Origin of the sequence: Bacillus sp. FSL W8-1127, assembly GCF_038006725.1 — a bacterium.
Classification (GTDB): Bacteria; Bacillota; Bacilli; order Bacillales; family DSM-4216; genus Bacillus_O; species Bacillus_O smithii.
Window position 1 is genome coordinate 224,207 of the sequence record NZ_JBBOVU010000001.1, and the last position, 12,045, is coordinate 236,251.

Below are 12,045 nucleotides of genomic sequence, written 5' to 3' on the forward strand. Positions count from 1 at the left end.
ATTTTGATTAAAGAAGCAAAAGAAATCGTCAGATGGTTCATGGACAGTCCCCATTCTTTAAAAGTTTCGGAGGTGTTTTCGGGTGAAGATACGGCGGGAAGGGGTCAAAGAATTATGGAAGCGCTTTATTTTTGAAAATGAATTAGATGATGAACTTTCTCCCATAGTGAAAGAGTCATGGATTCGATCAAAAAAATGGAAAGTCAACCCTTTTCAAGCGTTCGGTCCTATCAAAAAAATCGAAATCGAACGATATCAATCTCTTATTGATTGGGCCATGCCGTTAATGGAAGGGCTTTATTCCATCGTAAAGGGTTCCGGCTTTTTAGTCATCCTTTGCAACGAAAAAGGTCAGCTGTTAAAATCGATCGGTGACCCGGACACGTTGTTAATGGCTGAACAAATCGGTTTTGTGGAAGGAGCCGATTGGAGCGAACAATCCGTCGGCACCAATGCGATTGGCACATCCATTGTCATGGATCAGCCCATTCAAATTGTTGCAGAGGAACATTATTCCGAAATTTGTCAATCTTGGACTTGTTCCGCTGCGCCGATCCATGATTCAAAAGGCAATATTATCGGCGTATTAAATGTATCCGGTCCTTATGAAAAAGTGCACCCTCACACATTGGGAATGGTCGTTTCAGCGGTTAAAGCGATAGAGTATCAAATGGCATTGAATGAAAATGCGGAAAAAAATATTATGATGCAGAGATTTCTTGAAGCGACCACCAACAATATGAAAGAAAGCATTCTTATCACCGACACGGAAGGAAACATTATTAAAGCGAACGAACAACTGAAGAAACTGCTGAATCTTGACCCATCCGGTTTGGAAGGAAAAAAGATCCAAGAACTTTTTACAAATCAAACGATCGTTTCCAATGGTCCCATCTATCTTCAAAATGAAGAACTGCATGTTGCAGTCCGGCCATCAAGAAAAAACTATCATGTTATGGTTGATAAAATCCCCATTTATAAAGACAAACAATGGATCGGTTCGATGATCATGATGAAAGAAATTCATAAAGTGCGTCAATTTGTGAATCATTTATCCGGAAATCAAGCCAAAATTACATTCGATGATATTATTGGGCAGCATCCCCTTTTTATTCAAAAAATTCAAGAAGCGAAATTAGCGGCCAAGACGGATTCAAACGTTTTAATATTGGGAGAAAGCGGAACGGGGAAAGAAATGTTCGCACAAGCCATTCATCATGAAAGTGATCGAAGAAACAAACCGTTCATTGCCATCAACTGTGGCGGAATTCCCCGTGATCTTCTGGGCAGTGAATTATTTGGCTATGTCGACGGTGCTTTTACCGGGGCCAAAAAAGGAGGAAGTGCGGGAAAATTTGAACTGGCCGACGGCGGCACTCTGTTTTTAGATGAAATAGGAGAAATGTCTTTGGAAATGCAGGTTCTTCTTTTACGGGTTATCCAAGAAAAAGAAGTGATGCGGATCGGCGGCCATAAAGTCATACCGGTAGATGTCCGAATTATCGCCGCTACGAACAAAAATCTTCGCGAGGAAGTCCAAAAGGGGAGCTTTAGAGAAGATTTATTTTTTCGGCTCCATGTCATGCCCATCACCTTGCCGCCTTTACGAGAAAGAAAAGAGGACATCCCGCTTCTGATCCGCCATTTTATTGATAAACTGAGCAAAAAATTAAACAAGCCGTTTCCGGACATCAGACCGGATTTTTTGCAAGCACTACTTCAATACGATTGGCCGGGGAACATACGAGAATTGCAAAATATTATAGAAAGAACGTTAAATCGACAGACAAAGCCGGTTTTATCGGCAAAAGATTTGCCGGAGGAAGTGTTCCATCTGTTTTCCGGGCAAAAAGAAGAAAAGTCGTTCATGCATAAAGAGGATATAAAAAAACAGGCCATTCTTCAGGCGTTATGCCTATTTCATGGAAATGTCACAAAAGCAGCCAAGCATTTAGGCATTTCCAGAAGCACGTTTTACAGACAAATGAGAAAATTTCACATTACTTATTAAAGCGACTGTTTCATTTTGTATCAAATTGTTTCAATATGTTGCAACAAAGTGTTCCATTTTGGAACACTTTGTTTGAAAAATAAGAGTGAAAACGGAATATCAAGAAAAAATCGTTTCCATTAATTTCAGGGAAAATAATAAAAAATTCGGATTTTTCGACAATATGCGTTTTTTTCTTATTTTTTGGCACATTTATTGCACTATCAAACAATGAAAGCGTTTTATTTTCGCAAAGGAGGAGAGCGAGTTGACGATTTCCAGGGAACATCTTATTTGGATGTATGAAACGATGTACAAGATTCGTTATTACGAGGACAAAATGGCAGAAGCTTATGCCGAAGGAAAAAATCCTGTCTTTAATATCGGTGCAGGGCCTGTACCTGGTGAAATGCATCTGGCAACAGGGCAGGAACCGGCCGCAGTTGGTATATGTATTCATTTAACAAAAGAAGACACTGTTTCGTCTCCACATCGTCCGCATCATCATGCCATCGCAAAAGGGGTTGATTTGAATAGAATGACAGCTGAAATTTTTGGAAAAGCAACTGGGCTCGGAAAAGGCAAAGGCGGACACATGCATTTATTTGATCCGAATGTGAAATTTTCTTGCGGAGGAATTGTAGGAGCCGGCATTCCACATGCATTGGGGGCGGCCCTTGCAGCGAAGAAAAAAGGAACGGATTCCGTAGCGGTGGCTTTTATTGGGGAAGGAGCTGCCAACCAAGGGGCTTTTCATGAGTCATTAAATATGGCGGCATTGTGGAATTTGCCTCTTATTGTTGTCATTGAAAACAATCAATACGGAATTTCTGTTCCAAAGTCATCATCCACATCCGTTTCCTCCAACGCTATAAGAGCCGCCGCTTATGGAATTCAGGGATATTATGTGGAAGAGAATGATCCGATCGAAATGTATAAAGTGTCAAAAGAAGTGGTAGAAAAAGCAAGAAAAAATGGAGAACCAGCCATCATTGAAATTGAAACGTACCGTTATTTAGGACATTTCCAAGGAGATCCTGAAGTTTACAGAGATAAAAACGAAGTGACTTTACTGAGGGAAAAAGATCCGATTGTCCGAATGCGCTCCATCTTATTGACAGAACACGGAATAGAAGACATGCAGCTGGCGGAATTGGAGCAAAGAGCGAAACAAGAAGTCGATGCTGCTTATCAATTCGCGCGTGAAAGCGAATATCCTGAACCGGAAGATGCTTTAAAAGACTTATTTGTCTAATGATGGAAAGAAAGGAGCGGTCCAAAATGCAAAAAACAAAACAGCGTTTGTTATCAGGAAATAAAGCAGTGGCAGAAGCGATTCGGTTAGAGTTGGAAAGAGATCCGAACGTGTTTGTGATGGGAGAGGACGTGGGCGCATACGGAGGGATATTTGGAGCAACGGAAGGATTATTTCAAAAGTTTGGTCCTGAAAGAATCATGGATACACCGATTTCTGAAACCGCTTTTATCGGAGCGGCCGTTGGAGCTGCTGCAGATGGAATGCGGCCGATCGTTGAATTAATGTTCGTCGATTTCTTTGGTGTTTGTATGGACCAAATTTATAACCATATGGCCAAAATTCCGTATATGTCAGGCGGTCGAATCAAGCTTCCGATGGTGCTGATGACCGGTGTCGGCGGAGGATACAACGATGCTGCTCAGCATTCCCAAACCTTATACGCCACTTTTGCCCATCTGCCGGGAATGAAAGTGGTGGCGCCTTCGACTCCGTATGACTTGAAAGGCTTGATGATTTCCGCCATCCGGGACGATAATCCGGTCGTCTTTATGTTTCATAAAACATTGCAAGGACTGGGCTGGATGGATCAATTGGACGCATCCGTCGGACATGTCCCGGAAGAAGCGTATACAGTTCCGATCGGCAAAGCCAAAGTGGTAAGAGAAGGAACCGACATCACAATTGTGGGCATTCAAATGACGGTTCATCACGCTTTAGAAGCAGCGAAAAAGTTGGAGCAGCAAGGAATTCAGGCAGAAGTCATCGATTTGCGTTCGCTCGTACCTTTAGATCGCGAAACGATTCTTCAGTCGCTTAAAAAGACACATCGCTTATTGGTCGTTGATGAAGATTATTTATCATATGGCATGACTTCAGAAATTGCAGCCATTGCGGCAGAAGACGGTTTATATGATTTGGATGCACCAGTCAAAAGATTGGCCGTTCCGGATGTGCCCATTCCATACAGCCGCCCGCTTGAACAATTTGTTTTGCCAAATGCCGATAAAATTTTTCACGAAGCCATCAAGCTAGTAAATGAATAAAATGGATTTTCCATACAGGAGGTAGCCATGTCAATCTCAGTTCAATTGCCTCGACTATCCGATACTCATGATGAAAGTTTGATCACCTTTTGGCATGTTTCAGAAGGGGATGAAGTCAAAAAAGACGATACGATCGTGGAAGTTCAAACCGAAAAAGCCGTTTCGGAAATTCAAGCTCCGGAGTCAGGGATTATAAAAGAAATCAGGAAAAAAAGAGGAGACACTGCCGCCATCGGGGATATATTGGCCATCATTGAAACCGTCGAAGAAACGGTTCAGTCTGATTCAACAGAGGAACAGCAAAAGTCTCTACAAGACGTTCATGTAGAGAAAAAAGCGACTCCGCGCGTCAAAAAGTTGGCGAAAGATCTTGGAGTGGATTGGCGTCTTGTCACGCCCACCGGTCCGAACGGTAAAGTCACGGAAGAAGATATTAGGAACGCAGTACAAAAAAGCACCGATGAAAAGCCGTCCAACCGATTCTTTATCGCGGCTCCGTCTGTACGCAAATTTGCCAGAGAACACAATGTGAACCTTGAGGAAGTGACTCCGAGCGGGCCAAACGGAAGAATCATAAAAAGTGATATTGAAGCGGTCTTAGCCAATCGAAAATTACAACAGGCAGAGGCGGAACAGGAAGCGGCGGCCGGCAAGGAAACAACGAAAGAGGAAGCCATCCCGCAAGGCCAGCAAAGAATACCGCTTTCCGGCATACGAAAAGTGATCGCAAAAGCCATGGTTCATTCGAAATCCGTCATCCCGCATGTCACTCATTTCGACGAGGCCGATGTCACAAAGCTTGTGTCTCACCGCCAAAGGGTAAAACCGTTTGCGGAAGAAGAAGGCATCAAATTGACGTATTTAGCTTACACAGTTAAAGCATTAACGGCCGTTCTTAAAAAATATCCGATGCTTAATGCTTCGTTGGACGATGAACGCGATGAAATCATTTTGAAGGATGAATACCATATTGGTTTTGCAGCGGACACCGATCATGGTCTTGTCGTTCCGGTCATTCGACATGCAGACAAAAAGTCGTTGTTCCAAATCGCTAAAGAAATCCAAGAACTTGCGAAAAAAGCAAGAGATGGATCGATCAAAGCTGATGAAATGACAGGAGCCACTTGCACAATATCCAATATCGGATCGGTAGACGGTTCTTGGTTTACTCCAATTATCAATCATCCGGAATCATGCATTTTAGGCATTGGCAGAGTGGAGAAAAAACCGATTGTAGTTCATGATTCGATTGACATTGCATCGATGATGGCTTTGTCCCTCAGCTACGACCATCGCCTGATCGACGGCGTTTTAGCACAAAAAGCTTTAAATGAACTGAAAAAATATTTAAGCGAACCGGATTTGTTATTTGTTCAGTAAATACTTCATTCGTAGTTCTAGAAAATTGAAGTTTCATCAATAAAAACAGAAACAGCGGAATGACATTTTCACAAAGGTTTAGTGGGCTGTTGTTCTTCATGCTCATTGAAAGGGAGACATATATCTTTTCATCTATGAAACAACTAAAATTTTTCACGGTTTTTCAGCAGCATTTCTTTTTTATATTGAATAAACAAAGGGGGCGTCACTTTTGAAAACGATTGAAAACGCTTATTATACTCATGAAGTTCACGGTGAATATGAAATCTTTGAACTGGGAGACTTTCAGTTGGAAGAAGGAGGCACTATTCGAGACTGTAAACTGGCCTACAAAACGTTCGGCAAGCTGAATGAAGCGAAGGATAATGCGATTCTGTTTCCCCACATGTATTCCGGAACCCACAAGGCGATGGAAATTTATATTGGAGAGGGGATGGCGTTAGATCCAAGCAAATATTTCATTATTCTACCGAATCAGCTTGGCAATGGTTTATCCAGTTCACCTCACAATACTCCGTTTCCATTCGGCAGGGGTGCCTTTCCAAAGGTGAGGATCAGCGATGATGTCCGGGCTCAACATAAACTGGTCACCGAAAAATTCGGAATCAACACTTTGCAGTTGGTGGTCGGTTGGTCCATGGGGGCTCAGCAGACCTATGAATGGGCGGTGCGGTATCCGGAAATGGTGAAGCGAGCGGCTCCGATTGGCGGGACGGCTAAAAATACACCTCATGATTTTCTTTTTACCGAAACTTTAATCGAGGCAATCACTTCTGACCCTGCATTTCAAGACGGATGGTATGAAGATCATCAACAAGTCCACCGTGGTTTGCGCCGCCACTCCCGAATTTGGGCAGTGATGGGGCTATGTACCGAGTTTTACAAGCAGGAACAGTGGCGTCGTCTCGGCTTCTCCTCTTTGGACGACTTTTTGGTAGGATACTGGGACAATTGGTTTTTGCCGATGGATCCAAACAATTTGTTGTGTATGGCTTGGAAATGGCAGCGGGGAGACGTGAGCCGCAACACCGGCGGAGACTTAAAAGCGGCTTTAGAACGGATTCAAGCGAAAGTATATGTTATGCCGTTTGAAGAAGACATGTTCTTCCCTGTCCGAGACTGCAAAGCCGAACAAGAGATGATTCCTAACAGCGAACTGCGAGTCATTCCAAGCTTGTGGGGACACTTCACCATGATGGGATTTTTTGAAGAAGACAAAAATTACATCGATGCCCAGCTGAAGGACCTTTTGTCTACACCCGTTTGAGAACGGATGCAGAGCGGATTTTAACAAGATTATATAAGATGGATGAAAGTCGAAGAACCAGAGCAAAACCGGCTCTGGTTCTTTCTGATGTAAAGGTCAGGGGAAACCACCTCTCTCTCAAAAAAAAACTGTTTGAATAAAGGAATGGAATAAAAATGACTCGTTAATGAAATGCACTTCTGTCAATGTAGGGCAACAATGCTTGTCCAGTTTGCTTTGGCATAATCTGTTTTCGATAAAAATTAATCATCTGGACAAAATAAGGGAGACGAAAAATGAGTAAAAGATGCGTGATGTGAATAGCGAACGAAAGAACGTTTCCATTATCTGAAAGTGTAAAACCTGTTATCATTCCATTTGTTTTCCATGAACCGTCTGTTCGTATAAACATGAGTCTTGCTGTCCGGTGTTATTTCGTTTGTTTCAACTCCCTTCTGTTCAACGTTTCTTGTTGAAGGGTCTAAGTCCATAGATATTGCTCCGCTTTTGACAGATGTGAATTGGGAGAGAGTTCCATTCTTTGTTGGCATCGTATGTAAACGTCGATTGAATTTTTTCCATTTGAATGGATGTGAAAAACAACAATGGAAGAATCATTCTTGCAGACATGATTTTGAAACATACTAACCTAAACAACGAATTTACACAAAAGGTGTTGTTGCTTGATGATCAACAAAAAGTTCGTCCTATGGTGTATCTTGATTATAGGTTGTTCGGTTGCTCTGTCGTTTATTTGTACAGTTTTCGTAAAAGCGAACGATTTGAATAGAGGCCGAAAGTTTTACGAAGAACACGGAAAAGCCATTTGGGAAATACCGACCAAACAGAAAGTCATTGCATTGACATTCGATGATGGACCTAGTTCAAAATATACTCCGCAAATTCTGGATATTTTAAAACAATATCACGCCAAAGCAACTTTTTTTGTGGTGGGGACCTGTGTAAAAGCTCATCCTGATGTAGTGAAACGAGAAATTTTGGATGGACATGAATTAGCGAACCATACATACCATCATTCCGTTTTTAGGGGGCTGAACGAGGAAGAAATTAGAAATGAATTAAGAAAAACAAAACAAACGATTACGCAACTGACTGGATATTCTCCTAAATTGTTTCGCCCGCCAGGAGGTTATTACAATGAAACCATTATTAATGTTTCGAACCAAGAAGGTTATACGGTTGTGATGTGGTCATGGCATCAAGATACGTATGATTGGAAAAAACCGGGCGTTCATAATATTGTAAAAAAGGTTTTATCTAACGCCCGAAATGGGGATATTGTCTTATTTCATGATAACGGCGGAGACCGTCGTCAAACAATTGAAGCACTAAAAAAAATTTTACCGGAACTTCAAAAAAGAGGATATAAATTTGTGACCGTATCAGAATTACTACAAATGCATCCGAAATACAGATATCTCGACTGGACGCCAGGGTAAAGAATGAGTCGGAGGACGGAAACGTCGCTAATCCGCACTCAAATTTTATTAAAGCAAAATTCATGTCCACGGCTCTCGACTGCAAACCTTTTCTAATAGTGTACTGTTATAAAGATTACATGCGGAAGAGAGCCACAAAACCATTATTTTTGAAAAGACATTTTATTATTTAACTCATGATTGAATTCATCCATCGAAAGAACTTCCAAACGATGATCATAAAAAGACCATATCCAAAAAAAGAATAGGAATGTTTCCATTGATTATGATGAACAAACCACCCGAATGCTTCTGATTGTTTTTCAACAAATGACATTGCTAGACTTGCCATGATGATAAAAGCCCCTTTTTTCCAAATGTTTAACTTATCCATAAAATATAGAAAACAAAAGGTGAAAATGGGCAAGCCGATAAGAGTAAATACAATGTTGATGGTGAAAATGGCTGAATAGGGTCTTAACGGAAAGCTGTACCACTCGTTTCCGACAAAATAAAGATCCAAATAAGTTCCTATCCATGAGGCGAACAAAGCGGTCAAAATATAGGCAGCAATGGTTTTGCTTTTAACGGAAAATGGCTTTTTTCGCGATAACCGCAAGTTCCATTTTTTCGATCGTCTCACAATATTCATCGGCAATCTCCCCGTTTATTTCTTCATCTAGCTTGTTGAAATAATCCGTAATCGTCCAGTCATAGAACCAATCTCCAATGTCTGCTTTCTCATGTGAAACGTTTTTCCATGCGTACTCTAATCTTGGACTATAGATTCGAGGGACCCCTTTTTGTATTTGGCCGTTTTTCATACGGCGTCGATAGGGCCGGCCCGGAATCGATTCACGAACGTCATGAAATAGGTGGGGCCAGTAATCTTTGCGAGATCCAGTGTGAGGGCAAGAAACGGCCCAACGAATGAACGTGTCTACCCCCTCTTTATTATAAAAAAGCAAGGAATATAACCGTTTTCCTAATAAAATCCGTTCATGAAGATAATCGAAACGTTGCAATGTTTGCCCCATAAGACCGATACTTCGCTTCTCATTTTCTTTATAGTAAGGAAACAAAATATGGTTTAATCGAAGAAAATCTTGAAGCTTAAACTCTATTGTATGAAAGACGTTTTTTTGAAAAAGGGCATTTTGAATGACTCGCTTTTCTAAATAGCTTTGTTCATTTATGACAAGAGCAATGGCGAGAATATAAGGGTCACGATATTTCCAAAAGTGGTTCCAGATCGTTTCCATAAAAGTAGAGACATGAAAAAAAGGGAGAAGGGAAAAAAGCGGTTTATTTCTTTTTATACTTTCTTCATAAAGCAAAAACTGCGGGTATATATCTTGAAAAATAAGCCAATTTCCACGTTCCAAAAAGGAAAAGAAAAATTGTTGTTCCTGTTCCGTCAATAAATGGGACAAGAGATCTCCTTTTAAGTCAGTCATATTCCAGCCGCCGTTTCTGGAAACCATATGTCCCAAAAACGCCCAATGAATTTCCGGATGACGCAAATAAACATCCAAGTAGCTTTTCGTTCTGGTGATATTGTTTTGATTTTTGATTTCGGTTTGGATGAGTATTTGTTGGATGAGTTTTCTTTCCTCTATCGTTAAATCAGCTTCATTTACCGCGGCCATTTTGAAACCTTTGCCCTTTTTCTTTAACTCCTCATTGATTTCAAGAAGAAATGGGGGTGTATTCCGTTTTTTCTTTTTCTTTATCAGCCCCAAAATGTCTCCCCTCCCTCAACAAAACATTTTGTTAAATGAAAGGGATGGCAAGTGTGACGTTTAGTGTTCCAAACGAAGTCCACTGAGTCTTGAATACATGGAAAATAGATAATCTAAAGAGGTCATACCAATGGAAACGAGATGTGTATATGATCATCTTATTACGTGCTTTGAAAATAAATGATGAAGACTTTATGAAAGCACAGCCGGTAAGATTCGAAAATAAAGAAATAAGGCAAACGGGAATTAAGAAACGTAACTGAGTGGGCAGAAGGGTAGGAAGCGTAGATCAGGCGAAAAACGTTCATCGCAAAATGGGAGGGCAGGACCAAAACAAGAACGAAGATCATTTTTTAAGTCATCGTTGTCAATACACGGATAAGGATGTTTAGCTTTCCCGTGAAAGGGTATTTGAAATGCAGTTCTTAGTGATTTAGGTTAGAGCGTTTTTATTGTTTTTCCGGAATCCAGCCATGGGGAAAGTTTACATCATTTGGATTAAAAATAAAAAATTGGAAATTATGTAAGATATAATAAACTTGTACAGCTGCATGCAGGGTGGGCAGTGATTACTCCCTTGAAGAAAGGGGGGTATCACTGATGATGACGGTTTCCGATGCGTTGACGTTAATGATTTCGTTTGCGGCCTTAATCGTTGCCGTCATTTCTGTGTCGAAAGACAAAAAGTAACCCACCCTGCCGAGCCTAAGTAAGGGTGGGTCATATCCGCAAATACGAGGGCCACTGCACTTCTTGCAGTAAGCTGTGTATGTTAGGGCATTGGTGACCGCCAATGTCCTTTTTTATTTTATGCTATTCCATTTTATTATAATCATAAAACAGGAAAGATGACAAGAAATGACGCAGGTGAGGATGAATCCGTTTGTGTAGAAATTTTCGCTGTAAAAATAAAGGAATTTTCAACTTTTGAAGGATTTTAATTAAATCCGCGATAAATCCAAAGTCAAGTAGAAGGAATTTTTTCGTTATATATCGCTTTGTGGTGCTGTTGATCGTGATAATTGAAAAAACAATATTCAAAAAAGATTGACAAATAAAAAAACGCTTGTTACCATATTTCCAAGTAATCATATGAGAATTTAATAATTTCCGGCCAGCTACAATTCATGGTGAGAGGGATGTGAGATGGTGCCAAAATTTGTATTTAAAAATCATATACTCACTAGAGGGATTTCATTGATCTGCGTGATCCTGCTGTTCATCCTTTGGACCGTGAGTACAAACTTAAAATGGATCGATCCGTTGCTTCTTCCGACTCCTCAATCCGTTTGGACGGCATTTGTGGAATTAATAAGAGATGGATATAAAGGGACTCCATTAAGTACGCACATTCTAGATAGTATGTACAGATTATTATTCGCTTTAATTTTAGCTTTTTTCACTGCCGTGCCATTGGGAATGTTGTGTGGCATGTCAAGATACATACTCGCCGTATTTGATCCTATTATTGAATTTTATAGACCGCTTCCTCCTTTAGCCTATTATGCCTTGCTTGTTTTATGGCTCGGTATCGATGATCGATCGAAAATCGCCTTATTGTTTTTAAGTGCGTTTGCACCTTTATTTATTGCGACAGTATCGGGCGTAAGACGTATTCCGCAAGATCGGATCAACGGTGCATTATCTTTAGGCGCTTCCAAACTGAAAGTCTTTTTCTATATCATTCTTCCGTCTAGTTTGCCGGACATCATTACGGGTCTTCGCACAGCTATCGGTGTGACTTACGGTACATTAGTGGCTGCCGAAATGGTAGCGGCTACCTCGGGGATTGGATGGATGGTATTGGACGCAAGTAAATACTTAAGAAGCGATATCGTTTTTGTAGGAATTTTTATAATGGGATTCATCGCCATTTTTATAGATAGCCTTATTCGATTGTATTGGCATTTTCGATTCTCTTGGGTTGGAAAACAAGACTCATAAAGT

Annotated in this window: 10 protein-coding genes; 8 read left to right on the forward strand and 2 right to left on the reverse strand. The window is 40.8% G+C overall.

Translation table 11 applies throughout. From position 1 onward, the window contains the following. The first annotated feature begins 82 nt into the window (after positions 1-82). The 6 genes from NST12_RS01145 to NST12_RS01170 all read left to right on the forward strand — a co-directional run bounded on the left by NST12_RS01145 (position 83) and on the right by NST12_RS01170 (position 8,377). On the forward strand, positions 83-2,011 hold the full coding sequence (locus NST12_RS01145; RefSeq protein ID WP_341027804.1) for a sigma-54-dependent Fis family transcriptional regulator: 1,929 nt from the start codon (positions 83-85) through the stop codon (positions 2,009-2,011). 247 nt (positions 2,012-2,258) lie between these two features. After that, on the forward strand, positions 2,259-3,245 hold the full coding sequence (locus NST12_RS01150; RefSeq protein WP_003353065.1) for a thiamine pyrophosphate-dependent dehydrogenase E1 component subunit alpha: 987 nt from the start codon (positions 2,259-2,261) through the stop codon (positions 3,243-3,245). A 26-nt stretch (positions 3,246-3,271) separates the two neighbouring features. Beyond that, positions 3,272-4,291 (forward strand): alpha-ketoacid dehydrogenase subunit beta, encoded by a 1,020-nt coding sequence (locus NST12_RS01155; RefSeq protein WP_048622435.1) that lies wholly within the window; start codon positions 3,272-3,274, stop codon positions 4,289-4,291. Between the two features lie 27 nt (positions 4,292-4,318). After that, positions 4,319-5,671: a dihydrolipoamide acetyltransferase family protein gene (locus NST12_RS01160; RefSeq protein ID WP_341027807.1), complete on the forward strand. Its 1,353-nt coding sequence runs from the start codon at positions 4,319-4,321 to the stop codon at positions 5,669-5,671. Between the two features lie 211 nt (positions 5,672-5,882). Further along, entirely contained in the window at positions 5,883-6,938 is a 1,056-nt protein-coding gene (locus NST12_RS01165; RefSeq protein ID WP_341027808.1) for an alpha/beta fold hydrolase, read from the forward strand. A 665-nt stretch (positions 6,939-7,603) separates the two neighbouring features. Next, positions 7,604-8,377, forward strand: a complete 774-nt coding sequence (locus NST12_RS01170; RefSeq protein WP_048622438.1) for a polysaccharide deacetylase family protein — start codon at positions 7,604-7,606, stop codon at positions 8,375-8,377. Positions 8,378-8,546: 169 nt separating this feature from the next. Here NST12_RS01170 and NST12_RS01175 read toward each other — a convergent pair whose 3' ends face one another. Beyond that, positions 8,547-9,008: a CBO0543 family protein gene (locus tag NST12_RS01175; protein ID WP_341027811.1), complete on the reverse strand. Its 462-nt coding sequence runs from the start codon at positions 9,006-9,008 to the stop codon at positions 8,547-8,549. Beyond that, positions 8,941-10,098: a DUF2515 domain-containing protein gene (locus NST12_RS01180; protein WP_445662317.1), complete on the reverse strand. Its 1,158-nt coding sequence runs from the start codon at positions 10,096-10,098 to the stop codon at positions 8,941-8,943. Before NST12_RS01180 ends, NST12_RS01175 begins: the two co-directional genes overlap by 68 nt. A 600-nt stretch (positions 10,099-10,698) precedes the next feature. On the opposite strand from NST12_RS01180, the gene NST12_RS01185 reads away from it, so the two are divergent. Together NST12_RS01185 and NST12_RS01190 are read left to right on the forward strand one after the other, a co-directional pair. Then, positions 10,699-10,788: a putative holin-like toxin gene (locus tag NST12_RS01185; protein ID WP_244878026.1), complete on the forward strand. Its 90-nt coding sequence runs from the start codon at positions 10,699-10,701 to the stop codon at positions 10,786-10,788. Positions 10,789-11,244: 456 nt separating this feature from the next. Beyond that, the gene (locus NST12_RS01190; protein ID WP_341100049.1) at positions 11,245-12,042 is read left to right on the forward strand and encodes an ABC transporter permease; all 798 of its coding nucleotides are present in this window, start codon (positions 11,245-11,247) and stop codon (positions 12,040-12,042) included. The last annotated feature ends 3 nt before the right edge of the window (positions 12,043-12,045 follow it).

What these genes read in the sequence shown, in the direction of transcription:
- NST12_RS01155 (WP_048622435.1), top strand. Translation starts at nt 3,272, where the DNA reads ATGCAAAAAACAAAACAGCGTTTGTTATCAGGAAATAAAGCAGTGGCA.
- NST12_RS01160 (WP_341027807.1), top strand. Translation starts at nt 4,319, where the DNA reads ATGTCAATCTCAGTTCAATTGCCTCGACTATCCGATACTCATGATGAA.
- NST12_RS01170 (WP_048622438.1), top strand. Translation starts at nt 7,604, where the DNA reads ATGATCAACAAAAAGTTCGTCCTATGGTGTATCTTGATTATAGGTTGT.
- NST12_RS01175 (WP_341027811.1), bottom strand. Translation starts at nt 9,008, where the DNA reads ATGAATATTGTGAGACGATCGAAAAAATGGAACTTGCGGTTATCGCGA.
- NST12_RS01185 (WP_244878026.1), top strand. Translation starts at nt 10,699, where the DNA reads ATGATGACGGTTTCCGATGCGTTGACGTTAATGATTTCGTTTGCGGCC.
- NST12_RS01190 (WP_341100049.1), top strand. Translation starts at nt 11,245, where the DNA reads ATGGTGCCAAAATTTGTATTTAAAAATCATATACTCACTAGAGGGATT.